Consider the following 24,984-nt stretch of genomic DNA (forward strand, 5'->3'; position numbering starts at 1 on the left):
TTCTGAAATTCTCATTTCCTCATGGCTTGCTTAGATTGCTCACCAATGCGACTTGGTTTCGATAAATTAACGAATGCAGCTTCACGTCATCGGCAAGGACAAAAAAGCACGGTTACTTCAAAATATTTTTTGAAGTAACCGTGCTTGGCTTTTTCGATTTGAACATGGGACTCAATTGGTGCGGCTTATTGAAACTGTGCGCCCCACTTGACCGGATCTTCTCGCCATTGATGCAGTGAAGCGAGTTGCGTACTAGTGATGGCGCCTTGTGCCTCGGCTGTTTGGATCAAAGCCGTATAGTTTGTCAATGTGAAGAACGGTAAGCCAGCATCGGCAAAATTAGTTTTGACCGCGGCTAGTTGATAACTAAAGATTGCAGCGACGCCTAAAACTGTAGCACCATCTTTTTGAGCGGCTGCAACCGCGCCTAAGACTGATCCGCCAGTTGAGAGCAAATCATCGATGACCACCAGCTTAGCATCGGCTGGCAGATGCCCTTCGATTTGCCGCCCTTGACCGTGATCCTTAGGCTTACTGCGAATGTAAACCAGCGGTAGGTTCAACAAGTTTGCGACCAAAGCCGCATGTGGAATCCCAGCAGTAGCCACGCCGCCAATCGCGGTAACATCAGGATAGTGAGCCACAATTTGCTGCGCCAAACCAGCTGCAATTTTACTGCGAACGTCTGGGTAGCCAATGGTCAAGCGATTATCGGTATAAATTGGACTTTTCATGCCGCTGGCCCAAGTGAACGGTGCATCAGGACGCAAGGTGACGGCCTGAATACGGAGTAAGTCGCTGGCAATTTGTGTTTCTAATTTAGTCATGTGCTGTTTCCCACGCTTCCTTAATTGATTGATAAGCCGCCACCGGATCATCAGCCTGCGTAATCGGCCGGCCAACAACAATCGCTGAACTGCCTAAACGCTTGGCTCTGCCCGGGGTCACGACTCGTTTTTGGTCGCCGACTGCCGCACCATACGGTCGAATTCCCGGGGTGACTACCAGAAAATCAGGTCGCGTCACACTTCGAATGAGTGGTGTTTCCAAAGCACTTGCCACCACACCATCGGCATTACTTGCCTGCGCGATGGCTGCAAGATGCTGAACCGCTTGACTGATCGGGATCTCAATCGAAAGCTGATTTGTCAGCATCGTCTGATCTGTAGAAGTTAGCTGCGTGATCGCAAGCATTTTTGGTGCTGGATGACCAGCTGCCTTTGCGCCAGCCAATAGCCCGCGTTTGGCTGCGATCATCATGTCTTTCCCGCCTGCTGCGTGGACAGTGGTCATCGCCACACCTAGTTTACCCAATTGCCACGCCGCTTTTTCCACGGTGTTAGGGATATCGTGAAGTTTTAAATCGAGAAAAATCGACACCGGTCGGGCTTGTTGAATCTCGGTGATAATTGCTGGGCCTTCAGCATAGAAAAGTTCCATGCCAACTTTAACGAACAAATATTCTTCTTTTGGAAATTGGCTTAAAAAATCAAGAGTTGTGGTCTTATCTTTAAAATCCAGTGCGATAATAGGCGTCATAAAACTGTCTGTCCTTCCTGTATGGCTGCCAATTCAGCCGCGATCTTCGGAATGGCTCGCTTTTGATAATAATTGGCTGAACCAACTGCAAGTGCCGTGGCACCGGCCGCCAACATTTCTGCTGCATCATGGCCAGAGCTGATCCCACCCATCCCAATCAGCGGGACGCGAACGGCATGAGCCACTTGATAAACCATGTGGAGTGCCATTGGCAGCAAAGCCGGACCTGAAACGCCGCCAGTCACATTGTCGAGAAGCGGTTTGCCAGTGGCAATATCCAGCCGCATGCCGACAAACGTATTGATCAGTGAAAGACCATCGGCTCCCGCTTGTTCGACTGCTTTAGCAATGGCAGTGATATCAGTCACATTCGGCGTCAGCTTAACGAAAATCGGCACCGAGCTCGCGGCTTTAACCGCACGCGTCACGGCCGCAGCGACTTCTGGGTCTGTTCCAAACGCCATCCCGCCTTGCTTGACATTCGGACAGGAGATGTTGACTTCTAGTGCCTTAACATTAGGAGCGGCACTCAATTTTTTCGCCACTGCTGCGTATTCGGCAACATCCACCCCAGCAATACTAGCGATAATCGGCAAATCAGGATACTGCGTGGCCAACCATGGCAGCTTTTCGTGCAGCACGACATCAGAACCGGGATTCTTTAGACCTACTGCATTCAAAGTACTGTCAGGGCCGTCGGCAAAAATAGTCCCTTGATTGCCGATGCGCGGTGCGAGTGTCGTCGATTTTGTGACTAACGCCCCTAGCAAATTGAGATCATACTCTTTGGCGTAACCTTCGCCAAAGCCAAACGTCCCACTCGCGGGCATTAACGGATTTTTCATCGTGAAACCCGGTAATTGAATGGCCATGTGGTACCTCCTTATGTGTAGGCTGCTGCGACTGCAAGTGCGTTAAAGCGTGCCCGTCATGCTATAAAAGCTAAAATAGCAGCGTTAATAACGCAACGAGCATTTTGATGGTGATCATACCTAGATAGTGTTGAAAAAATCACTTTGTATGGCAAGGCGCTCAACTTTTAATCGGCGATATTGAAAATGCTTGTAATTCTAGAACTTTCAAAATGGCTCCAGCTGTGTCTAGACTGGTCATCAATGGCACGCCATGTTCGATGGCAGCTTCTCTAATTCGGAAACCGTCACTTGAAACCTTCTTATCTGCACTCATAGTGTTAATCACTAATTGAATTTTCCGATTGGCAATGTCTTCAAGAATCGTCTCCTGGCCACTGTCAAGTTTCTCAATCGTTGACACTGTGATACCGGTTTTCTCAAAGGCCTTAGCAGTGCCGCTTGTTGCCACTAGTTGATAACCAACTTCGCGGAATCGTTTTGCTAGTGCCGTTGCTTCAGCCTTGTCAGCGTCTTTAACCGTGATCAATGCCCGGCCAAATTGTGGCAAGTGCATGCCAGCCGCTTCAAAAGCTTTGTACAACGCCTTCGCAAGGGTGGTGTCGCTGCCCATGACTTCACCGGTCGATTTCATTTCCGGCCCAAGCAGACTATCAACGTGATTCAACTTCGAAAAACTAAACACCGGTGATTTGACATGAATACCTGACTGATTCGGCAACAAGCCTGTTTCAAAACCTTGTTCCTTCAAACTTAAACCAAGAATTGCCAATGTTGCGACTTGTGCCAGTTTGATGTTGGTCACTTTACTCAAAAACGGCACGGTTCGACTGGCCCGCGGATTGACTTCGATGACGTAGGCTTTACCATCGTGAATGATGAATTGAACGTTCATCAAGCCAATGCAGTTTAGTGTCCGCGACAATTTAATCGTGGCATCGGTGATTTGATCGATAATGTCTTGACTAAAGGTCTGCGGCGGATAAACAGCCATCGAATCGCCGCTATGAATGCCAGCGCGTTCGATATGCTCCATGATCCCTGGCAAAACAACGGTGTCACCATCAGAGATGCAATCCACTTCGCATTCCTTACCGACTAGATAGTGGTCAATCAGCACAGGATGATCATGTGAAACGGACACCGCCCGATCAATATAATTGTCAAGTTCAGTTGCGTCGTGAACAATTTCCATCGCCCGGCCGCCTAACACGTAGCTAGGCCGAACCAAAACCGGATAGCCAATCTTATCAGCGACCGCTAACGCACCGGCTTTATCCGTGGCGGTACCGCCCTCTGGTTGTGGTAACTTAAGTGATTTAATCACCTGATCAAACAAGTCACGATCCTCGGCCCGATTAAGGTCTTCAACTGAAGTGCCAAGAATCTTAATGCCACGGTTTGCCAGCGGTTCAGCCAAGTTGATGGCGGTCTGCCCGCCAAATTGGACGATGACCCCTTCTGGCTGTTCCAGATCAATGACGTTGAGGACATCTTCAAGGGTTAATGGTTCAAAGTACAGCTTGTCAGCAATCGAAAAGTCAGTCGACACCGTTTCCGGATTACTATTCATGATAATCGCTTCATAGCCGGCTTTTTGAATGGCCTTAACACTGTGCACAGTGGCGTAATCGAACTCCACCCCTTGACCAATCCGAATCGGACCCGAGCCAATCACGAGCACACTCGGCTTGTCGCTTTTAACGCTTTCGGTGCTACTTTCATAGGTGCTGTAGTAATACGGCGTGTCGCTGGCAAATTCACCGGCGCAGGTATCGACCATTTTGTAAACTGGTAGTATCTTTTGTTCCTTGCGCATCTGTCGCACTTGGTCAGCGTGCAGGCCCCAGAGTTTGGCAATCTCTTCGTCGGCAAAACCGTACCGCTTTACTTCGGCGAGCAACCCCAGATCAGCTTTATGTGCCGCCAGTTCCCGCTCTAATTCCACAATATGTTTGATCTTGTCGAGGAAGAATGGGTTCATTTTCGATAACTCGGCGACTTCTTCAATGGTGTAGTCGCGACGGAAAGCTTCAGCGAGATAGAAAAGTCGTTCATCGTTGGCTTGAATGATCTGTTTGCTCAGTTCATCGTCGCTCAACTTGGCAAAAGCTGGCCGTTCTGGATGAATTAGTCCAACTTCTAATGAGCGCACCGCTTTTAGCAGACTTTCTTCAAGCGTTCGGCCAATTGCCATGACTTCGCCAGTGGCTTTCATTTGGGTGCCTAATGTGCGATCACCGTTTTCAAACTTATCAAACGGAAAGCGTGGCAATTTGGTGACAACATAGTCTAAAGCCGGTTCGAATTCGGCCCAAGTTTTTTTCGTGACCGGATTTTTGATTTCGTCTAAGTGCAGGCCAACTGCGATCTTGGCAGCCATTTTCGCAATTGGATAACCAGTAGCTTTGGAAGCCAGTGCACTGGAGCGCGACACCCGCGGATTGACTTCGATGACGTAGTACTTGAAGCTGTTACGATCCAAGGCAAATTGGACGTTGCAGCCGCCTTCGATCTTCAACGCGCGAATGATTTTCAACGCAGCATCGCGCAACATCTGGACTTCTTTATCGGTCAACGTTTGGGTTGGCGCAAAGACCATCGAATCGCCGGTGTGGACACCGACAGGATCAAAGTTTTCCATGTTGCAGACGACAATTGCAGAATCCGCTGCATCGCGCATAACTTCAAACTCGACTTCTTTGTAGCCGGCAATGGAGCGTTCAACCAACACCTGCGTCACGGGGCTTAGGTTGAGGCCGTTTTCCGCAATTTCTGCCAATTCCTTTTCGTTGTTCGCAATCCCGCCGCCGGTGCCACCCATGGTGAAGGCCGGTCGAATGATAACCGGAAACCCGATTTTATCGGCAAATTGTTGTGCTTCTTCAATGTTATTGGCGATGGCTGATTCAGGTACTGGTTCATGGAGTTTTTGCATCAGGTTTTTGAATAATTCGCGATCTTCGGCCTGATCAATCGCCGTCAACTTGGTGCCTAGCAATTCAATACCCAGTTCATCCAAAATGCCGGTGTTGCTGAGTTTCATCGCTAAATTCAAGCCGATTTGGCCGCCGATGGTTGGTAAAATCGCATCAGGTAACTCTTTACGTAGAATCTGGCTCACAAATTCGACTGTTAAGGGTTCAATATAGACGCGATCGGCAATTTCCGTGTCGGTCATGATGGTTGCTGGATTGGAATTGACCAAAACCACTTCATAACCTTCTTCGCGTAAAGCAAGGCAGGCTTGCGTACCAGAGTAATCAAATTCCGCGGCCTGACCGATAATAATTGGACCGGAGCCGATCACTAAGATTTTATGAATATCTTGACGTTTTGGCATGATTATCCTTTCTGCGTGCGATTTGAGAATGCATCCATCATTTCCATGAACTCATCAAAAAGATGATCGGCATCATGTGGGCCAGGAGCGGCATCTGGATGGAACTGGACAGTAAAGGCAGGATACAATCGGTGCCGCAAACCTTCTACTGTACCGTCGTTGATTTCCACGTGGGTGATCAACAAAGTATCTGGATCAATGCTGTCAGGATCAACCGCATAGCCGTGGTTTTGACTGGTAAAATCAATTCGGCCGGTGGCAATTTCACGAACCGGATGATTGAAACCGCGGTGGCCATACTTCATTTTAAAAGTGTTGGCGCCATTGGCGAGTGCGAATAGTTGATGCCCTAAGCAGATACCGAACAGCGGAATTTTGCCTTCCACGCCACGAATCATGTCCAGTGCTTCAGGAACGTCTTTTGGATCACCAGGGCCATTGGTGAGCATCACCCCGTCTGGCGCTAATTCGAGAATTGTTGAGGCGGTGGTGGTGGCAGGCAGCACGGTAACATTGCACTGCCGTTTGGCAAGTTCGCGTAAGATACTATGTTTGAGTCCGAAATCAATGACGACCACGTTGCGGCCTGTGCCAGGAGCTGGGTAAGCCTGTTGGGTAGAAACCTGCTGGACTTGATTTTTAGGTAACACGAGGGCTTTCAATTGATCGAATGCGTGCTCATCGGCTGCGTCGACAATACTAGCCTTCATTGCCCCAACTTCACGAATCTTCTTAGTTAAGGCGCGGGTATCAACGCCACTGATGCCAGGAATGTGTTTGCGTTTCAGAAATTCATCTAAGGTCATTTGACTGCGCCAATTGCCGGTCACTCGGGCAACATCGCGTACCACAATCCCCTTTGCGGTTGGATCGATACTTTCATAATCGTCACGATTGATCCCGACGTTGCCTATCAGTGGCTGGGTGAAGGTAATGATTTGGCCGTTGTAACTTTGATCGGTGATGGTTTCCTGATAACCACTCATCCCGGTGTTAAAGACGATTTCGCCCGTTGTAACGGTTTCCGCACCGAAACCGACGCCAGGGAAAACGCTGCCGTCTTCAAGAATTAAATAGCGCTTCATGCTTGTCCTCCTCTAAAGGCGTTCACTAGATCAGAAGCCGATCTGGTGAGCGCTTTGCTTAAACCCGTTTGCCTAATGCTAATCGCGTTTGTTCATACTTTCTTAAGGGCTGGCTGACGCTCTTTTAAACGTGCTTGCCAGCTAGAAGCCCAAGCTGGTTCACGCTCTTGCGTAAGCAATTTGCCCCTGACTGATCGTGTACAGTGTTTGACCGTTGACTTTATCGCCAATAAAAGGTGAATTTTTGCCTTTGGAGAACCAGTCGGCTGGGTCAATGGTGTAAGGCGTATCGAGATCCATAATGGTTAAATCGGCAGGTCCACTGACTGTGATATGGCCGCCTGGCAGATCAAATTTCTCAGCCGGAATCGTGCTCATGCGTGCGATCAGCTGTTTTAGGGTGAACATCTTTGATTTAACCAGCTTGGTATAGAGCGTTGAAAAGGCCGTTTCTGACCCAACAATGCCAAATGCCGCTGTTTTGAAGGAACCGGTTTTTTCAGCAGCCGTATGTGGTGCATGGTCAGTCGCAATCATATCAAGCGTACCGTCTTGCAAGCCTTCAAGTAAGGCTAAGTGGTCGGCACGTGAGCGCAACGGCGGATTCATTTTAAACATTGGATTGTCGCCCGGAATGTTATTCTCATCCAATAGCAGGTGATGCGGTGAGACTTCAGCGGTGACGTTTACCCCGCGTTTTTTAGCTTCGCGGATTAGGTCAACGCTTTGCCGAGTCGACACGTGGCAAGCATGGTAATGCACGCCGGTTGCAGCGGCAAGTTCAAGATCGCGCGCTAACTGACTGCTTTCGGTTTGATTGATGATCCCCGGTAAATTCAGTTTCTTGGCAACTGGACCGGCATTGATCACCCCGCCATGCATCAGACTTGCATCTTCAATATGAGCAACGATAGGCGCATGCAACTTAGCAGCCTGTTGCATGGCTTGATACATGGTGTCGGCATCCTGAACCCCGACCCCGTCGTTGGAAAAGCCCAGCGCTCCAGCAGCTTGTAAGGCTGCCATATCAACGACCTGATCAGAATGCAGGTCATGCGTAATCGGTGCAAACTGCAAAACCGTGATCTTCGCATCAGTTTGATTTTTCTCAAGCAGTGGTTTTAAGGTTTCGACAGTGTCTGGTACCGGTTTGAGATTGCTCATGGCGACAACAGTTGTGAAACCGCCGTGAGCAGCCGCCGCAGCGCCAGTTTTGATTGTCTCTTTATCAGTAAAGCCGGGTTCGCGAAAATGCACATGGACATCAATTAATCCCGGCATGACGATGGCACCAGTTGCATCAATCACCTGTTCGTGATCGCGCGGCGCCAGCGATTGACCAATCGCCGAGATAATGTGATCGGTAATTTGGATGTCAGCCATGTATTCAGTATCGCTGACAATATGGGCGTGTTTGATGAGCATGGGTTACTCCTCTCCAAAATGACGGGCATTAATGACGGCCTCAAGCATGGCCATCCGCATGAAGACGCCGTTTTGCATCTGAGTGAAAATGCGTGACTGCGGGCCATCAACCAGATCACTGGCTAACTCAACATCGCGGTTGACTGGCGCCGGATGCATGAAAATCGCGCCAGGTTTCATTGTCTTAGCAAGATCATCGGTGATGCCGTACTTTGCATGGTAGGTTTCTTTTGAGAAAGCCTGACGGTGGTCGGCGTTGAAGCGTTCCAACTGAACGCGCAGCAGCATCAAAACATCCACCTGCTTGACCAATTCAGGCACGGTGATGAAATCACCATATTGATCGAAACTGGAATCGTACCATTGCTCTGGACCGGCAAAGTGCAACGTGGCTCCGAGTTTATGCAGCATCTGCATATCACTGCGCGCAACTCGGCTGTGACTCAAATCGCCAACAATTCCGATACTCAAGCCGTCAAAATGACCGAATTCTTCGTGAATCGTCATCAGATCCAGCATCATCTGGGAAGGATGCTGGCCGGCACCGTCACCAGCATTGACAATCGCTGTCGTTGGCCATGCACCTAAAAGATCGTTATAGTAGCCATCTTGTGCATGTCGCATCACCGCAATGTTGACTCCGATCGCCCCAATCGTTTTAATGGTGTCTTCAAGGGTTTCGCCTTTTGAAACCGAACTATGTGCCGGATCAAATGGGATGACAGTCAGACCTAATTTGCGTTCAGCCATCTCGAAACTAGTGTGGGTGCGCGTGCTGTTTTCAAAAAATAAGTTAGCTGCGTATATCGGCTCTGGAAAATGGACGGTTTGACCAGCTTTAAAATCTTCGGCGCGATTGATCAAAGCCATGGCGCTTTTGTCATCAACTTGTTCAGCGGAAACAAAATCTTGAAAGGATGTATCTGTGAAATTAGATAAGGTCATTTTTTTCTGCCTCTTCTTCATTAGCGGCGTGTTCAGGTAAGACAAAGTTCAGGAAGATCCCGATCACAGTTGCCAGCGCCAGTCCTGAGAATTGATACCCGGAGAACTGTAGGCTGGCATTGCCGATGCCGATCACGAGAATGGTTGAAGCAATCATCAGGTTGCGCTTCTGATCAAAGTTGACTTTGTTGTCAATTAAGACGCGCAGGCCGTTGGAAGCGATCACCCCAAACAACAGAAAGCTGATCCCGCCAATAACTGGACTGGGAATGCTACGGATCAAGGCGCTAAGCTTACCGATGAAGGCAAACAAGATGGCGAAGAACCCGGCACCGCCCAGCACATAGATACTATGGACCTTGGTCATCGCTAAAACTCCGATGTTTTCACCATAACTGGTGACAGGTGGGCCGCCAACCAGACCGGCGATAATGGATGCGGTACCGTCACCGGCTAGGGTGTGGTTTAAACCAGGATCTTTGAAGAAGTCACGTTTAGTCAGCTTGTTGAGCACCATGATGTGCCCCATATGCTCGGTCATAGTGACAAAAGCAATTGGTGCCATGGAGAGAATCGCGCCCCAATAAACTTGCGGCTGATAACTGATAAAAGGAATTTCAAACTTAGGCAGGTCGAACCAAGCAGCCTGCTGAACTGGTGTCAAATCAACAATGCCAAAGAGCAAAGCAACAAGATAGCCAGTGATAATGCCTAGTAGAATTGGCAACAGACTAATGAATTTTTTGAGGTACATATTATAAATAATGACAGAGGCTAAAGTGATCATTGCGACTGCGAAGTAACGTAAGTCATAAACGCTCTTGGTGGCGCTGATGGTCCGCATCGTTGCATCAGTGGCAGCAGTGCCGGCAAGAGATAGGCCGATAACCATCACAATCGGGCCAACCACAACTGGCGGCAAAGCCCGGTCAATCCATGCTGACCCGCTGCGCGCTACGATCAAGGCCACAATGAGATACACAACCCCAACCGCGATGGTGCCTTGAGCGATGGCCGGATAGCCAGCACCTTTCATCAAGGCCTGCATGATCGTGATAAAAGAAAAGCTTGATCCCATATAAGCCGGTATTTTGCCGCGTGTGATCAGGATATACATTAACGTCCCAACCCCACTTGAAAAAAGGGCAATGCTAGGATCGAGTCCAACTAAGATCGGCACAAGAACTGTCGAGCCGAACATCGCAAACAGATGTTGAATAGAAAGGCCAACCCATTGACCGAATTTTGGCTTGTCGCCGATATCTAAAACGGCTTCGTCGTTGTGAAATGCCATCTTAGCCCTCCATCCTTTCGATGCTGATCCCGTCTTTACCGTCAAGCTCAGAAACTTGAACCTGAATTTGTTCGTCTAATGAGGTCGGAATGTTTTTACCGACAAAATCTGGACGAATTGGTAATTCGCGATGTCCGCGATCAACCAAGACAGCCAAGCTGATCTTGCGAGGCCGGCCTTCGTCCATCAAGGCATCTAAAGCAGCGCGAATGGTGCGGCCGGTGAAGATGACGTCATCAACCAGAATGACATGTTTGCCGGTGATATTAACCGGTAACTGTGCGCCTTCAACATCTGGCTGATGATCATGATCAATCTTATGGACGTCATCGCGGTAAAACTGAATGTCCAATTCGCCAACCGGAACCTGTAACCCTTCAAGTTGTTCGAGACGCTTGGCGATCCGATGGGCTAAATAAATCCCGCGGGTTTTGATGCCGACTAAAACGAGATCGTTGAGTCCCTTGTTTTGCTCGATGATCTCGTAGCTAATGCGTGTTAATGCACGTTTCATGGTTACCTCGTCTACAACTTGTTTTGACTGTGCCATTGATGTGCCACCCTTTCTTATATGTATTGCGGTTTTGGTGCTTTGGAAGTGAACAGTGATGCGGGTGTTACGCTCCGATGCTGGCATTTCCTAAACGCGCTCGCAGTCGCAGAAACCTGCACATAAGGACCTCAGATCTAAATGGCCGGTCTTTGGCCATTTAGATCTGAGGCCACTTATGCTCCGGTTTCTAAGCGCTCCTGCTCGCGCTCTACAAAAAAAGTCGCCTTCAATCCAATTTGGGATAGAAGGCGACCGTAGCCTGAATAATCCGCCGCAGCGGAATGGACCTTCTAAGCCTCACTGGACTTAGTTAAAGGTGCTTGTTTGATTGCATTAAGATTACCGAACGTTGCGGGTCTTGTCAATGCCTGCACGTAGATCGGCTAAGGTTTTTTCAAAAATTGGCGGTACTGGTGCTTCGAAGACGAGCAATTGACCGGTTGTCGGATGAACGAATCCCAGTTTAGCCGCGTGTAAAAATTGGCCTTTGCCGGGCAGGGTGCGTTTTGGCCCGTAAAGTGGATCCCCGGCCACAGGGTGATGAATGTATGCCATGTGCACGCGAATTTGATGCGTCCGGCCGGTCTCTAAAATGCATTTAATGAACGTGTAATGTTCAAAACGCTCTAATACTTGGAAATGGGTAACAGCATGGCGACCGTCTGCCACGACAGCTTGACGTTTACGATCGCGAGGATCACGACCCAATGGTGCATCAATTGTGCCTTCATCTTCTTTGAACGTGCCATGGACAAGTGCTAAATACTCACGAATCGACGTTTTGGCTTTTAATTGCGCGGAGAGACTTAGTTGCGCTTTTTCGGTTTTAGCAACCATCAGTAGTCCGCTGGTGTCCTTGTCGATGCGATGCACGATGCCGGGACGAATGACACCGTTGATGCCCGGCAAATCAGTATGATATAACAAACCGTTGACCAGTGTGCCATCTGGATGACCAGGTGCAGGATGTACCACCATGCCCTGCGGTTTGTCGACGACAATGACTTGGTCGTCTTCATACACAATATCGAGCGGAATCGGCTCCGGAATAGCTTCCAGCGGCTTGGCTTCAGGAATTGAGATAGCAATCACATCGCCGCTAGCAACTTTGTAATTGGCCTTGGTTGGCTGCCCATTGACCGTCACCAAGCCATCTTGCAACCATTTTTGCACCTGACTGCGCGTGTGAGTGGTTTCATGCGCCGTGATAACCTTATCGATGCGCCCCTGCTCGGTCGTGATCGTAAAGGTGCTAGTCATCACGCCACCGCCTTGTCATGATCGAACAGGATAAAAATTAGCACTAAAATAACCCCAAACGTGATGCACATGTCTGCAAAGTTGAAAATGGCATTGAAGCGCCACTGATCCAAAAACTCAAGGTGAAACATGTCTGTCACATATTGAAACCGCAAGCGGTCAATGAAATTACCGATGGCCCCGGCAGTAATCAAGGTTAGTCCTAGGCGATAGATCGGTTTGTGCAAACTGTCGCGCCACAGCATGGCAACAACCCCGAATGCGAGTAAGGTTGTGATATAGAAAAACCATTGTTTGCCTTCAAACATGGAGAAAGCTGCGCCAGTATTGCGAATGTGCGTGAGATCAATCACGCCTGGAATCAGTTGTTGGCTTTCGCCTAATGGAATGTGAGCAGTAACCCACGCCTTAATCAGAAAATCAATTAATACGAGCGCAGCGGCGATGATGAGATAAATAAGCACAGAAGTTCCCCCTGAGTAAAAGCGTTTGTTTCCTAGTGTACCGCGGTCAAAGAAAAACCGCCATCTTAAAAATGGCGGTTACGCATGAGCTGATTAAAAACCACACAAAATTAGAACAGGCCGGAAATCTTGCCATCGTCGGTAACATCCATGTTCAAGGCTGCGGGCACTTTTGGCAAGCCGGGCATGGTAAGCACCGAGCCAGTCATGACGACAAGGAAGCCGGCGCCTAACTTGGGGATGATGTCGCGAACGTGAATCGTGAACCCTTCCGGTGCACCCAACGTTTTGGCGTTATCCGTTAACGAATATTGCGTTTTAGCCATGCAGACTGGCAAATCCTGCCAGCCGTTTTTAACGATCGTGCGCAAGGCACTGTTTGCTTTGCCTTCATAATCGACATCAGCTCCGCCATAAATCTTTTGCACAATCGTCTTGATTTTGGTTTTGACATCGCTTTGCGGATCATATAAGCGAGTAAAATGCGCCGGTTGATCAAGTGCCGCCAAAACAGCATCCGCAACCGCCAATCCGCCGCGTCCGCCGTCAGCCCAAACGGTGGCGGTGACGGCTTTAACGTTTAGTTTCGCACAAGCATCAATTAAAAACTGAATTTCGGCATCGGTATCACTAGTGAATCGGTTAATCGCAACTACAACCGGCACACCGTAACTTTGCATACTGTGGATGTGGCGTTTGAGATTGTCGAAGCCTTGGGCCAAGGCTTCGACATTTTCCGTTTGCAGGTCCTTTAACGCGACCCCGCCGTTATACTTCAAGGCACGCACGGTTGCGACAATGACGACTGCATCAGGCGTCTTGCCGAGTACAGGTGTTTTGATGTCCATAAACTTTTCACCGCCGAGATCCGCACCGAAGCCGGCTTCGGTGATTGCGATGTCCCCGAGCTGCAAAGCCGTACGCGTGGCCAAAACCGAGTTACAGCCGTGCGCAATGTTGGCAAATGGACCACCGTGGATGAATGCCGGGGTATGTTCTAATGTCTGAACCAAGTTAGGTTTCAAGGCATCTCGCAATAGCATCGCAATCGCACCGGTGACTTTCAAATCGGCCACGGTCACCGGCTGCCGGTCATAAGTGTATCCAATGACAATTCGGCCGATACGTGCCTTCAGATCGGCAATGTTTTCCGCCAGACACAACACTGCCATTAATTCGCTAGCAACTGTAATATCAAAGCCATCTTCGCGCGGCACACCGCTTGTGGGACCGCCCAAACCGATCGTAACATGACGCAAAGCGCGATCGTTGATATCTAAAGCACGCTTCCATAAAATCCGCCGTGGATCAATATTGAGCGTATTGCCTTGTTGCAAATGATTGTCAATCAAGGCGGCTAGGGTATCCACCGCCGTGGTAAGTGCATGCATATCTCCTGTAAAATGCAGGTTAATGTCTTCCATTGGAACTACTTGCGCATAACCGCCGCCTGTCGCACCGCCTTTCATGCCCATTACCGGGCCTAAAGACGGTTCGCGTAAAGCAATCACAGGATGCTTACCGCGTTGTTGCAGCGCATCCCCTAAGCCAACGGTGATGGTCGACTTACCTTCGCCAGCTGGTGTTGGGTTGATGGACGTTACCAGCACAAGTTTGCCAAAAGGTTTATCCTTTAAGGCGTTAAGTGCACTAAAACTAAGCTTGGCTTTGGCTTTGCCATAAAGTTCAAGATCATCTTCTGATAAACCTAAACCAGCCGCAACTTTCGTAATCGGCCACATTGCCGTCGCTTCATTGGCTTGTGCAATTTCAATATCAGACATACAACACACTCCTTATTTGGCGGACTCTTTCAGCCCTTTTTGGATCAACGACACTACTTTTTGTTTTCTTTTTTTACCGAACAAAACAAAAGTCACTTGACCATATCGTTTGGTTTTAAGAATAACTGTCAAATGGCCAAACGTAAACCCCTCAATTTCCGGCCAAGTCATTTCCAAGGTGTTACTCTTAAAAAGACTAACCAGTTTTAGGCCTTGTTCATGGACAACAAGACGATGAAGCAGCACTTGAATGATCGCAACAAGCACTGTCACTACGGCAATGCCAATGGCTAGCAGCGATGGCTTGGTACTTTCTAACTGAACAATCGTGGCAAGGCTGATCCCGATCACGATCATACTCCAAAACATGCTAAAATCGATCCAGGCAGGTTGATAATGAGTTCGGTATTCTGGCACTTTGACACTTCCTTAGGAGAAATTATGCTTAAACTATACACAGATGGCGCGACAAAAGGCAACCCAGGACCCGCTGGGATCGGCATCTTGGTCAGTGGCTTGCCCCATCAAATTCAAAAACATGCTGCACTGCCAGCAATGAGTAATCATGAAGCCGAGTTTGCAGCCGCAATCGCTGGTTTTGAACTGCTGAGCCAAGCCGGCTTAAATACAACACCGGTCGCCTTCTACAGTGATTCCAAGCTTGTGATTCAGGCGATTGAAAAGCAATACGCTAAGCACTATCCCGACCTAGCAGGCCGTTTGCTGACCTTAATCGGTCAATTTCCTTTAGTATTGCCAAACTGGCTGCCTGACCGGGCCAATCGCGGCGCCCATATGTTAGCTCAGCAAGGGTTGCGCCAATCTGAAACTAAAATATAAATTTTCGGCAAAATTGCGTCATGACTAGAACAATCGAGGCAAAAAGCAATTTTTCTTGCCAGACGCCACTCTCGTCGGTACTGGCGCCGTGATCATTAAGTTCAACAAAAGCTTGTTTCTGAGAAAAGAAAAGGCAACCATTTCCTTGTAGACGGAAACGGTTGCCTTTATTAATGGTTGTGAATAATATCCCAACTTTGTCGTCTCATCACGACAATTTTAAATTAAGCTGATGGGTGCTTATTTCAAAACTTTAAACTGATCTTTTCGATCCATGTAATCTTTATCTTTTGCTGAACCTTCAATGGAACCAAATGGCATTTGTGCCCGTAAGTTCCAGTTGGTCGGGATATCAAAGGCTTCACGCACTAAATCGTCAATGATTGGATTATAGTGCTGCAGATTCGCGCCGATGCCATTGTTCGCCAAGGTGACCCATGTGTTAAGTTGTGCGGAACCTTGCGCCTGTTCTGCCCAAGTCGCAAAGTTTGCCGCATATAATGGGAAATTATTCTCCAATTGCTTTACAACGTCAGTATCGGTGAAATACATAATGGTACCGTAAGCTGCTTTAAAGCTGGCAATTTTCTGCTTGGTTGCTTCGTAAGCCTGCTCAGTCGGCACTTCACTCTCCAGCCGCTTCACGACAATATCCCACAGCTTGTCATGCTGCTCGCCAAACAGAAAAACAGCGCGCGTCGTTTGTGAATTAAACGCAGTCGGCGTCTCCTGAATGACGGTTTCAATCAAATCCACTAAGTCATCCGGATTCTGTTTAACATCTTTGCCAAGTGCATAAATTGACCGGCGTTGTTTTAAAAGATTCAGTAAGTCTTGATTCACGAGAAAACCACCTTTTTATAAATTAAAGCGTGCGCTGGCGCAGTTAGAAACCGGCGTGTAAGCAGTCTTGGCGGTGATGGCCAGGTTTTGGTCATTGCCGCCAAGATTCTTACACGCAGGTTTCTGCGCCTGCAGACGCATTTCAGAACAAGCCTAGATTGCATAATTAAAGTTACCACCCAGAAAATGTGAAAAAAGACCTGTCCGTTCTTGCTAAAATGGTGTTTGCATAACATACCATCTAGAGAGAAGGACAGGTCCCATGGCCATTATAACCTTAATTGAACGATCTCAGATAGAACTGATGCAACACCACACGATTCAATACATCGCCGCGACCTTAGGCCGCTCTCGTATTTCTATTAGGCATGAGCTTCACCGTTGCCCTGAAGGTGATTACTGCGCCATTATAGCTCAGGATCATGCCGATACTTGTCGGCATCGTTGTGGTCGGCACTCGATTTTAACGCCTAAGTTGAAGCGGATGGTAACTGAGAAGCTAAACCTAGGTTGGTCCCCTGAAATGGTCGGTTATGCCGTTCACTGTGCGCCACACACGATTTACCACTGGATTTATCAAAGACAAGTCGATTTTCAGCCAAGCCAACTCTTTGATCACGGTAAACGTCATAAAAGAAGACAAGACCTTCGGTCGCGCTATAACCAAGCAGTAGGCACCTCAATTGAGATTCGCAGTGAGTCAGCTAATCGGCGAACCGAAAAAGGACATTTAGAGATGGATACAGTTCGCGGTGGTCGCGGGTCAAAGGCTGCTGTTTTGACCATTGTCGATCGGGTGACACGTTTAATGGCGACAACTAAGCTTGAAAACTTATCACAAAATGCTGTTCTCAAGGGATTTGCAAGACTGATGGTGGACTTTCCGGGTCCGGTTCGATCAGTGACGGTTGATCACGGTAAAGAGTTTTCCTGCGATCAGGCGCTTACAAAGCGCTATCGGATACCGGTTTACTTTTGCCACGCCTATCACCCGAATGAACGGGGCACAAATGAACGGTTCAATCGAGAACTTCGCTACTATTTCCCGAAGGGAACACAGTTTGATCAGGTTTCAGAGACCGATATTCAACAAGCCACAGCGCTTATCAATAACAAACCTAGAAAATGTCTCCGTTGGCAAACCCCAGTTCAAGCAGTGAGCAAGCCTCTTTCTAGGTGGTAACTTTATTATTGCAATCTAGGCAAGTATCATTCTACCAACTGACTAAAAGTAAGTAAACCCCAAATATCGACATTTTCTTTCCTCCTACCCAAATATTTCGCAAATCCTCCTATTTGCCCCTCCAACGTGACAGCCTCGCTTCGCTTGAGTACAATGAACTTATTCTTCTTGGAGGTGCGGTATGTCGCTGATTACCTGGCTTATTCTTATTATTTTGGTTTTAAACACCTTCGGGGCAATCTTCACGGTTCTACGCGAGGTCCGAGATATCTCAACGACTTGGGCGTGGTTGCTAGTGCTTATTTTTTTACCGATCGTCGGGTTTGGTTTTTATTTATTTGCTGGCCGCGGCTTATCAACGAAAAAATTGCAACGGATTCAACACGAATATGAGTCTGGCGTAAAAGCATTTGTCTCACTACAAAAGCACGAAAACGCCCGGAATAAGTTATTGCCACCGACTGATTACACGCCAGCGGCCAAGGCTTTAACCGCCTTTTTTCTGAATACCGCGCAAGCACCGGTCCTTGCCCATAACCAAGTGCAACTTTACACGGATGGCGAGAAAAAGTTTGCGGCGTTATTCCGCGATATTGAGGCCGCTAAAGATTATATCTATGTTGAGTACTACACCATTTACAATGATGAATTAGGCAATCAATTCCAGCAACTGCTGATCAAGAAAGCTAAGGAAGGCGTTGTTGTAAAGGTCCTATATGACGCTTGGGGTTCCATGGGCGCTACAGCAAAGTGGTGGCGCCGGCTGACCGACGTTGGCGGGCAAGCCGAAAGTTACTTTAGTTCCAAGCATCCCATCACTGACTTTCGTTTGAACTATCGTGATCATCGCAAGATCGTTGTCATTGACGACCACGTCGGGTATATCGGCGGGTTTAATGTTGGTGACCAATACGTCTCCCGCAAACCTAAGTTCGGTTATTGGCGCGACACACATTTGCGCATTATCGGCAATACGATTTACGCTTTAAAAATTCGCTTCACCATGGATTGGAATGCAACAGTCAGCAAAAAAGACGAAATTGCTTATAGTGTTGAACAAGATAGTGCCGATAGTGTCACTGCCGACAGTTTGACAGCCGGTGCAACGCCTATCCAGATCGTTGCTTCCGGACCTGACCGCCCAACGCAACAAATTAAGTTGGGATACACCAAGTTAATCACCAGTGCCACCAAATCTGTTTGGATTCAAAGTCCTTATTTGGTGCCAGATGATACTGTGATCGACGCTTTAGTATCCGCTGCCATGTCAGGGATTGATGTTCGCATCATGATTCCTGACATGCCTGATCACCCGTTCATTTTCCGCGCGACACAATACTATGCGAATTATCTGACTCGCGCTGGCGTGAAAATCTACCATTACGAACACGGCTTTATGCATGCGAAAACGGTGGTTGTCGACAATGCCATCGCCAGCGTTGGCTCGGCAAATTTCGATATCCGTAGTTTTAAGCTGAATTTTGAAATTAATGCGTTTATTTATGATCGTAAAGTGGCCAGTAGCTTGGGCCAGATTTTCGAGGCTGATATGGCGCGCAGTTACTTACTGACGCCTGAGCTAATCGCCAAACAAAGCAGTTGGCTTCGGTTTAAACAAGACTTCTCGCGGTTATTATCACCTATTCTTTAAGTAAAAACTGGCGCTTTATTCTGAATGATGTCAGAATAAAGCGCCAGTTTTTACTATATAAAGCTTCATTAACGTTGCCAGTCGTCCAAGACTTTGGTGTGGCCGACTAAGTAATGAATCGCGGCATGAACAAGTTCGTCACGGGCAGCGGTGAGATCGTCACCTTCAAGGTCATATTTATCACGCAAATAGCCGGTGGCAATCGCCTGATACTCTTTACGCGCCTCACCATCATCTTTTAAATAATCGTCAATCGCGTTGATATTATCTTTCGCCCGTGTAGCCAATTCTTCGGCCAAATCGTCGACATGCGGCTGACGTTTATGCGCATAGTCCATGAGCGTGTCATTCATATCCACAACGGCGGCTTCATCGGCTTGCTTGTCTCGTTTCATTTTGTCATCTCCCAATAAAACAAGTATGCGCCTGCTAATCCATTTTTTAAAGCTGGTCGTAGTGCCTTTGCTATGTGCTACTAGCTATCAAAAGTAGTCAGGCTGGTGCTAGGCATCAAAGCAAACTTGAACATTTCAAAAATCAATTATTTCAGTGGGCTATTAATTTACGGGAACGCGCGAATAATTCCTGATAAAGTTGTGACCAGCTTTCAAACCGATCACTGGCAAGATAAAAGACTGGTGTATCTGGTACAATAGGTTCTTCTCCAGGCGCAAGATTTTGCGCCGAGATAACAAGATCAGGCTGTTGCTCAGTCGTCACTAGCCGAATATACGCAGGCTGAGTCAAGTTGAGACGAACGGTTTCATATAACGGCTGCGGCATTAAAGGATCAAGTGCTACCTTGAGCTTATCAGCAATCGCACTGTCCGTCATAAATGGCCACAGCAGTTGATAGAACCCGTCAATGATCTCTTTTGATGCATTTTCCAATGGCGCTTCGCGAGCGAAAAAAGCCTCCAAGGCAGCTTCTAATCGCGGATAAAAAGCACGCATTGGACTCGCTGTTCGCGTGAGATCAATATAGGCGCCACCGGGGAAAATGCGCTCGCTGATTAAAATCTTCAAGAGATTCCCTGCCAACGCTAGATCTGTTGTTACTGTCGGGGCAATCCCGACAACTGTTCGACTGAACTCGTTGCGGATTTTCTCGACTAACTGCCATGCAGGTATATTACGCGCTGCGTGATAGCCAACTAGAGTAGCGGCATCAAATTGTTGTTCCGAGTGAAACCGAGGTACGCGCCACTGAGTTAAAAAAAGATGCCATGTTTCATCCTCAGCAGCCTTTCTCGGCAGATTATCAAACGCACTCGGTAGTGCTGCAGTTAGTGTTGGCCGAGGTGCCAATTCGTCAAAATCAAGGGTACCAACGATGGAGTGATTCGCTAACAATCGGTGTAGATGAACATTAGCTGCGAATAGAAGCTGTGCCCGCGAAAAATCTGATTGGATCAGACCAGCTTTGTCGAGTTCGCGCATTAATTGACGCGACTGCGGCAAAATTTCCGAAAACAAGGGATGGGCAAAGTCGACAAACTGCCACAATAATTGCCGGTAAACTTGTCTAACGCGGGCTTCCGGTCCCATAAGCGCTAAAGGATTTAGGCTGATGGTAACGCCGGCTTTCCGAAAATAAAGGCGCAAAGCCGAGATTCGGCGGAAAAAGGCGGCTCGTGAAAACCCGGTTTCATCCAAAAGCATCTGCAGTGTCAATTGAGGCCGCTTCAGCGTCTGAATCAATAGTTGTCCCGGCAAGGACCGCCTATATAGAAAGATACGATAACGATCTAGACTGATTGATGGTGGTGCAATCATATTACCATCGCCGCGTCGCAGTAATGGTGCAGCGTCTGACTGCATCGTGACCAAGTCTGCGGCAATTTTTCCATCCGGCGTCGGAGTTGGCGGTAACTCTCACCACGGGTTATGGCGGTGGCAGCAATATCCAGCCGGTGCCCTGGGGCCTCCCACAACGTGCTGTAGATATTGATGCGATCTCGCTCTTCCCGATCGAGAAATAATTCATCAAAGACCATAAAGAAGGCCTCCTCGAAAGCGTTTGCTACAGTATAGCAAAGGTAGCAAAAAACCCGATAAGATATGCTCATGGTTTTTTAAGCTTTTTTTCACGGTCTCAACTGATTTTTATCGCAAATATTTTTGGTCAGGTTTTTTCGTCAATACCGTGACGTTGATACAAAGTTGCTCTTCAGCTTCAACAAATAGTTGACGGTTGCGACTGGTTTTCGCCATACGAACTTGGTATACTAAAAGTAAGCAAAAGTGTCAGCCAATACCATACACTTGGGGTATTCAAAAAAATAGCCCCAAGATATGGTATTTTTAATTGACAGACACCCCAATATTGAGTATCCTAAGCTACATAAGATAACGAGAAAGGATGATACCTATGCGTAACATCACCTTATTCACACGCAATGGCTGCCCGCAATGCCGGATGACCAAGCGCTACCTTGACACCCATAAAATTCCATTCACGGAGCACAACATCAACGAAGAACCGCAATACATTGATTACTTAAAACAAAAGGGGTTCCAGCAGGTTCCTGTTCTTGAAGCGGATGGGCTCGATTCATTCTCCGGGTTCCGACCGGACGCCTTGAAGCAACTGGCTGTTTGATCAGCCAGTTTTTTTATCGCATCACAACGCAACCAGCTATTATAAAACGCAGCGAAAGCAGGGTTTAGCATGTCATTAAAAACAATTAGTCCGGATCAAGTCACCTATTACGCGCTCAACAACGAGATCAACATTCCTGTGAATGACCAGATTCCGTTGAACAAAGACAAGGAAGCGTTGCAGGCATTTTTGACCGAAAATGTAGCGCCAAATACGATGCAATTTGATTCGCTGGCTGATCGACTGAAGTATTTAGTCGATAACCACTATTATGAAGCCGACTTTTTGAACAAGTATCAGCCAGCTTTTTTGGAAAAACTGGATCAATTTCTTTCAGCGCAGCATTTTCAGTTCAAATCCTTCATGGCCGCCTACAAATACTATGCACAGTATGCCTTGAAAACCGATGACGGTACCCAGTATTTAGAAGATTTTAAAGATCGGGTTTTTGCCAACGCACTTTTCTTTGCAGACGGTAACGAGGACTTGGCAGTTGACCTTGCTGATGAAATGATTCATCAACGTTATCAACCGGCCACCCCTTCCTTCTTGAATGCTGGCCGGGCCCGCCGTGGCGAACTGGTTTCATGTTTTTTGTTGCAAATCACTGATGACATGAATTCAATTGGCCGGGCGATCAATTCGGCCTTGGAATTATCCCGAATTGGTGGCGGCGTTGGCCTCACCTTGTCCAACCTACGTGAAGCCGGTGCCCCAATTAAGGGCATTGAAGGTGCCGCTAGCGGCGTCTTGCCAGTCATGAAGCTGTTGGAAGACTCTTTTTCCTATAGCAACCAATTGGGCCAGCGACAAGGTGCCGGTGTTGTGTATCTGAACGTTTTCCATCCTGACATCATCAGTTTCTTAGGTGCCAAGAAGGAAAACGCGGACGAAAAGTACCGGGTTAAAACACTCAGTCTTGGCGTTGTCGTTCCGGATAAGTATTATGACCTCATTAAGGCTAATGCCGATATGTACCTCTTCTCCCCTTACTCGGTTGAACGGGTTTACGGGAAGCCGTTCTCTTATGTTGATATCACCAAGGAATATGACAACATGGTTGCCAATCCGGCCATTAAGAAGTACAAGATTAAGGCCCGTGATCTAGAAAACGAAATCTCCAAACTTCAGCAGGAATCTGGTTATCCTTATATTATCAACATTGATACGGCAAATCGCGCCAACCCAATCGAAGGCAAAATCATCATGAGTAATCTGTGCTCGGAAATCATGCAGGTTCAGGTGCCTTCCAAGTTGAACAATAAACAGGAATATGAAGTGCTGGGTACTGATGTATCTTGCAACTTAGGTAGCACGAATATTCCCAACCTGATGCATAGCCGCGACTTTGGCCGCAGTGTCGAAGCAATGGTTCGTGCTTTGACTTATGTCACGGACCACAGCAACATCGACGTTGTACCTTCCGTCCAGCACGGTAATCACCAGGCTCACAGCATTGGCCTTGGTGCGATGGGCTTGCACACTTATTTTGCGAAGAATCATATGTTCTACGGTTCGCCTGAAAGCTTGGACTTCACCAATATTTACTTCCTTTTGCTGAATTACTACACCCTGAAGGCATCCAATAAAATTGCCCAGGAACGCGGCGAAAGCTTCCACAACTTCGAAAACAGCAAGTATGCGGACGGTAGCTACTTCGATAAGTACACCGAGCAAGTATGGGCACCGAAGTATGACAAGGTTCGCGCGCTGTTTGATGGCATTCACATTCCGACGCAGGCTGATTGGGAAGCGCTGAAGACCAGTGTCATGAAAGATGGTCTCTACCATCAGAACCGCATGGCTGTTGCGCCAAATGGGTCGATCAGTTACATCAACGACACCAGTGCATCATTACAGCCGATCGTTAACCGCATTGAAGATCGGCAAGAAAAGAAGATCGGCACGATTTACTACCCTGCTCCAGACCTTTCTAATGACACGATGCCTTACTATCAAAGTGCCTATGATATTGATATGCGTAAAGTGATTGACGTTTACGCTGCTGCCCAGCAGCATGTCGATCAAGGAATGGCCATGACGTTGTTCATGCGCAGTACCATTCCGGCTGGCCTTTATCCTTGGAAAGATGGCCGAACCGATAAAATGACCACCCGTGATTTAAATATTTTGCGTAATTACGCACATCATAAGGGCATCAAGTCGATTTACTACATCCGGACTTACACGGATGATCAAGAAGAAATCGGCAGCAACGCTTGTGAAAGCTGCTCAATCTGATAATCTTTTAACAGGGGGAGTTTCCCCTGTTTTTACATAAGGGAGCGTAAACATGGCAAAACAGTATATTGCGATCAATTGGAACGCGATCGAAGACGAAGTTGATAAAGCAACTTGGGAAAAATTGACGGAACAATTTTGGTTAGACACCCGGATTCCGCTGTCCAACGACTTGGACGACTGGCGATCTCTCAATCATGACGAGCAATGGGTTGTCGGCCACGTGTTCGGTGGCTTGACCTTGTTGGATACCCTGCAGAGTCAGGACGGCATGGCAAGTTTGCGGCAGAATATTCGCACCCAGCAAGAAACGGCTGTGTTGAACAACATTCAGTTTATGGAAAGTGTGCATGCAAAGAGTTACTCTTCGATTTTTTCAACGCTAAACACACCAGCAGAAATCGATGAGATCTTCGATTGGACCAATCATAACGAGCATCTGCAATACAAAGCCAACAAAATTAATGATATTTATCATAACGGTTCGGCGCTGCAGAAGAAGATTGCCAGTGTTTTCTTGGAAACCTTCTTGTTTTATTCAGGCTTCTTTACCCCGTTGTATTACTTGGGCAACAATAAGCTAACTAACGTGGCAGAAATCATTAAGCTGATTATTCGTGATGAAAGTGTTCATGGCACTTATATCGGCTATAAATTCCAGCTCGGATTCAACGAGTTGCCGGAAGCTGAACAACAAACATTGAAGGATTGGATGTACGACTTGTTGTTCGATTTGTATGAAAACGAGGAAAAGTACACTAACGATCTTTACGCGAAGACCAACTGGACGGATGAAGTTTTGACTTTCTTGCGTTATAACGCCAACAAAGCCTTGATGAATTTAGGTCAGGAAACGGCTTTTCCTGACACGGCTGATGACGTCAACCCAATCGTAATGAATGGGATTTCAACGTCTACCGCCAACCATGACTTCTTCTCACAAGTTGGTAATGGTTACCGGCTGGGTCAAGTTGAAGCGATGCAAGATGATGATTATCAGTTCTCAACTGAAGATGAAGACCACGACAAATAAAGCCGTCGCGGCAACAAAAAAAGCCAC

The 24,984-nt window shown here is 47.6% G+C and carries 21 protein-coding genes and 1 pseudogene; 6 read left to right on the forward strand and 16 right to left on the reverse strand.

The window, feature by feature from the left end; genetic code table 11:
• Window positions 1–185: 185 nt before the first annotated feature.
• From pyrE to LBPC_RS07200, 13 genes are all read right to left on the reverse strand, one after another.
• Window positions 186–827, reverse strand: a complete 642-nt coding sequence (gene pyrE / locus LBPC_RS07140; protein WP_003565510.1) for an orotate phosphoribosyltransferase — start codon at window positions 825–827, stop codon at window positions 186–188.
• Window positions 820–1,539, reverse strand: a complete 720-nt coding sequence (gene pyrF, locus LBPC_RS07145; protein ID WP_003660896.1) for an orotidine-5'-phosphate decarboxylase — start codon at window positions 1,537–1,539, stop codon at window positions 820–822. The genes pyrE and pyrF overlap by 8 nt, the downstream gene beginning before the upstream one ends.
• Entirely contained in the window at window positions 1,536–2,411 is an 876-nt protein-coding gene (locus LBPC_RS07150) for a dihydroorotate dehydrogenase (protein WP_003594500.1), read from the reverse strand. The genes pyrF and LBPC_RS07150 overlap by 4 nt, the downstream gene beginning before the upstream one ends.
• A 160-nt stretch (window positions 2,412–2,571) precedes the next feature.
• Window positions 2,572–5,754 (reverse strand): carbamoyl-phosphate synthase large subunit, encoded by a 3,183-nt coding sequence (carB, locus tag LBPC_RS07155; protein ID WP_003660895.1) that lies wholly within the window; start codon window positions 5,752–5,754, stop codon window positions 2,572–2,574.
• Window positions 5,755–5,756: 2 nt separating this feature from the next.
• Complete coding sequence (locus tag LBPC_RS07160) at window positions 5,757–6,839, reverse strand: carbamoyl phosphate synthase small subunit (protein ID WP_003570893.1); 1,083 nt, start codon at window positions 6,837–6,839, stop codon at window positions 5,757–5,759.
• Between the two features lie 159 nt (window positions 6,840–6,998).
• Window positions 6,999–8,264, reverse strand: a complete 1,266-nt coding sequence (locus LBPC_RS07165) for a dihydroorotase (protein ID WP_003594504.1) — start codon at window positions 8,262–8,264, stop codon at window positions 6,999–7,001.
• 3 nt (window positions 8,265–8,267) lie between these two features.
• The gene (locus tag LBPC_RS07170) at window positions 8,268–9,209 is read right to left on the reverse strand and encodes an aspartate carbamoyltransferase catalytic subunit (protein WP_003575122.1); all 942 of its coding nucleotides are present in this window, start codon (window positions 9,207–9,209) and stop codon (window positions 8,268–8,270) included.
• Window positions 9,196–10,503, reverse strand: coding sequence for a uracil-xanthine permease family protein (locus LBPC_RS07175; RefSeq protein ID WP_003565525.1), 1,308 nt, complete (start codon window positions 10,501–10,503; stop codon window positions 9,196–9,198). The genes LBPC_RS07170 and LBPC_RS07175 overlap by 14 nt, the downstream gene beginning before the upstream one ends.
• A gap of 1 nt (window position 10,504) precedes the next feature.
• Complete coding sequence (gene pyrR / locus LBPC_RS07180; RefSeq protein ID WP_003565527.1) at window positions 10,505–11,053, reverse strand: bifunctional pyr operon transcriptional regulator/uracil phosphoribosyltransferase PyrR; 549 nt, start codon at window positions 11,051–11,053, stop codon at window positions 10,505–10,507.
• A gap of 342 nt (window positions 11,054–11,395) precedes the next feature.
• Complete coding sequence (locus LBPC_RS07185; protein WP_003575124.1) at window positions 11,396–12,316, reverse strand: RluA family pseudouridine synthase; 921 nt, start codon at window positions 12,314–12,316, stop codon at window positions 11,396–11,398.
• Complete coding sequence (lspA, locus tag LBPC_RS07190) at window positions 12,316–12,780, reverse strand: signal peptidase II (RefSeq protein WP_003565533.1); 465 nt, start codon at window positions 12,778–12,780, stop codon at window positions 12,316–12,318. The genes LBPC_RS07185 and lspA overlap by 1 nt, the downstream gene beginning before the upstream one ends.
• A 110-nt stretch (window positions 12,781–12,890) precedes the next feature.
• On the reverse strand, window positions 12,891–14,564 hold the full coding sequence (locus LBPC_RS07195) for a formate--tetrahydrofolate ligase (RefSeq protein ID WP_003584453.1): 1,674 nt from the start codon (window positions 14,562–14,564) through the stop codon (window positions 12,891–12,893).
• 12 nt (window positions 14,565–14,576) lie between these two features.
• Window positions 14,577–14,981, reverse strand: a complete 405-nt coding sequence (locus tag LBPC_RS07200) for an EbsA family protein (RefSeq protein ID WP_003565537.1) — start codon at window positions 14,979–14,981, stop codon at window positions 14,577–14,579.
• 24 nt (window positions 14,982–15,005) lie between these two features.
• On the opposite strand from LBPC_RS07200, the gene LBPC_RS07205 reads away from it, so the two are divergent.
• A complete protein-coding gene (locus tag LBPC_RS07205; RefSeq protein ID WP_003594509.1) occupies window positions 15,006–15,404 on the forward strand; it encodes a ribonuclease HI family protein in 399 nt (132 codons plus the stop codon).
• Window positions 15,405–15,644: 240 nt separating this feature from the next.
• On the opposite strand, the gene LBPC_RS07210 is transcribed toward LBPC_RS07205, so the two are convergent.
• A complete protein-coding gene (locus LBPC_RS07210; protein ID WP_003575135.1) occupies window positions 15,645–16,247 on the reverse strand; it encodes a nitroreductase family protein in 603 nt (200 codons plus the stop codon).
• 262 nt (window positions 16,248–16,509) lie between these two features.
• On the opposite strand from LBPC_RS07210, the gene LBPC_RS07215 reads away from it, so the two are divergent.
• Window positions 16,510–17,430, forward strand: a complete 921-nt coding sequence (locus LBPC_RS07215) for an IS30 family transposase (RefSeq protein WP_003574021.1) — start codon at window positions 16,510–16,512, stop codon at window positions 17,428–17,430.
• 181 nt (window positions 17,431–17,611) lie between these two features.
• Window positions 17,612–19,081: a cardiolipin synthase gene (gene cls / locus LBPC_RS07220; RefSeq protein ID WP_003565543.1), complete on the forward strand. Its 1,470-nt coding sequence runs from the start codon at window positions 17,612–17,614 to the stop codon at window positions 19,079–19,081.
• A 68-nt stretch (window positions 19,082–19,149) separates the two neighbouring features.
• Here cls and LBPC_RS07225 read toward each other — a convergent pair whose 3' ends face one another.
• Window positions 19,150–19,476: a hypothetical protein gene (locus tag LBPC_RS07225; protein WP_003594511.1), complete on the reverse strand. Its 327-nt coding sequence runs from the start codon at window positions 19,474–19,476 to the stop codon at window positions 19,150–19,152.
• Window positions 19,477–19,627: 151 nt separating this feature from the next.
• Window positions 19,628–21,078: pseudogene (locus tag LBPC_RS07230) on the reverse strand (helix-turn-helix domain-containing protein).
• Window positions 21,079–21,452: 374 nt separating this feature from the next.
• Between LBPC_RS07230 and nrdH the strand changes: the two are divergent.
• The 3 genes from nrdH (at window position 21,453) to nrdF (ending at window position 24,957) form a co-directional block, all read left to right on the forward strand.
• Window positions 21,453–21,683 carry a glutaredoxin-like protein NrdH gene (gene nrdH / locus LBPC_RS07240; protein ID WP_003565549.1) on the forward strand — a complete coding sequence of 77 codons (231 nt, stop codon included), beginning with the start codon at window positions 21,453–21,455 and terminating at the stop codon, window positions 21,681–21,683.
• 69 nt (window positions 21,684–21,752) lie between these two features.
• Window positions 21,753–23,924: a class 1b ribonucleoside-diphosphate reductase subunit alpha gene (gene nrdE / locus LBPC_RS07245; RefSeq protein WP_003565551.1), complete on the forward strand. Its 2,172-nt coding sequence runs from the start codon at window positions 21,753–21,755 to the stop codon at window positions 23,922–23,924.
• A 52-nt stretch (window positions 23,925–23,976) separates the two neighbouring features.
• Window positions 23,977–24,957, forward strand: a complete 981-nt coding sequence (gene nrdF, locus LBPC_RS07250) for a class 1b ribonucleoside-diphosphate reductase subunit beta (protein ID WP_003565553.1) — start codon at window positions 23,977–23,979, stop codon at window positions 24,955–24,957.
• Window positions 24,958–24,984: the final 27 nt, after the last annotated feature.

This window comes from Lacticaseibacillus paracasei subsp. paracasei (assembly GCF_000829035.1).
In the GTDB taxonomy this organism is placed as follows: domain Bacteria; phylum Bacillota; class Bacilli; order Lactobacillales; family Lactobacillaceae; genus Lacticaseibacillus; species Lacticaseibacillus paracasei.

What these genes read in the sequence shown, in the direction of transcription:
- pyrE (WP_003565510.1), bottom strand. Translation starts at nt 827, where the DNA reads ATGACTAAATTAGAAACACAAATTGCCAGCGACTTACTCCGTATTCAG.
- pyrF (WP_003660896.1), bottom strand. Translation starts at nt 1,539, where the DNA reads ATGACGCCTATTATCGCACTGGATTTTAAAGATAAGACCACAACTCTT.
- LBPC_RS07150 (WP_003594500.1), bottom strand. Translation starts at nt 2,411, where the DNA reads ATGGCCATTCAATTACCGGGTTTCACGATGAAAAATCCGTTAATGCCC.
- carB (WP_003660895.1), bottom strand. Translation starts at nt 5,754, where the DNA reads ATGCCAAAACGTCAAGATATTCATAAAATCTTAGTGATCGGCTCCGGT.
- LBPC_RS07160 (WP_003570893.1), bottom strand. Translation starts at nt 6,839, where the DNA reads ATGAAGCGCTATTTAATTCTTGAAGACGGCAGCGTTTTCCCTGGCGTC.
- LBPC_RS07165 (WP_003594504.1), bottom strand. Translation starts at nt 8,264, where the DNA reads ATGCTCATCAAACACGCCCATATTGTCAGCGATACTGAATACATGGCT.
- LBPC_RS07170 (WP_003575122.1), bottom strand. Translation starts at nt 9,209, where the DNA reads ATGACCTTATCTAATTTCACAGATACATCCTTTCAAGATTTTGTTTCC.
- LBPC_RS07175 (WP_003565525.1), bottom strand. Translation starts at nt 10,503, where the DNA reads ATGGCATTTCACAACGACGAAGCCGTTTTAGATATCGGCGACAAGCCA.
- pyrR (WP_003565527.1), bottom strand. Translation starts at nt 11,053, where the DNA reads ATGGCACAGTCAAAACAAGTTGTAGACGAGGTAACCATGAAACGTGCA.
- LBPC_RS07185 (WP_003575124.1), bottom strand. Translation starts at nt 12,316, where the DNA reads ATGACTAGCACCTTTACGATCACGACCGAGCAGGGGCGCATCGATAAG.
- LBPC_RS07195 (WP_003584453.1), bottom strand. Translation starts at nt 14,564, where the DNA reads ATGTCTGATATTGAAATTGCACAAGCCAATGAAGCGACGGCAATGTGG.
- LBPC_RS07205 (WP_003594509.1), top strand. Translation starts at nt 15,006, where the DNA reads ATGCTTAAACTATACACAGATGGCGCGACAAAAGGCAACCCAGGACCC.
- LBPC_RS07215 (WP_003574021.1), top strand. Translation starts at nt 16,510, where the DNA reads ATGGCCATTATAACCTTAATTGAACGATCTCAGATAGAACTGATGCAA.
- cls (WP_003565543.1), top strand. Translation starts at nt 17,612, where the DNA reads ATGTCGCTGATTACCTGGCTTATTCTTATTATTTTGGTTTTAAACACC.
- LBPC_RS07225 (WP_003594511.1), bottom strand. Translation starts at nt 19,476, where the DNA reads ATGAAACGAGACAAGCAAGCCGATGAAGCCGCCGTTGTGGATATGAAT.
- nrdH (WP_003565549.1), top strand. Translation starts at nt 21,453, where the DNA reads ATGCGTAACATCACCTTATTCACACGCAATGGCTGCCCGCAATGCCGG.
- nrdE (WP_003565551.1), top strand. Translation starts at nt 21,753, where the DNA reads ATGTCATTAAAAACAATTAGTCCGGATCAAGTCACCTATTACGCGCTC.
- nrdF (WP_003565553.1), top strand. Translation starts at nt 23,977, where the DNA reads ATGGCAAAACAGTATATTGCGATCAATTGGAACGCGATCGAAGACGAA.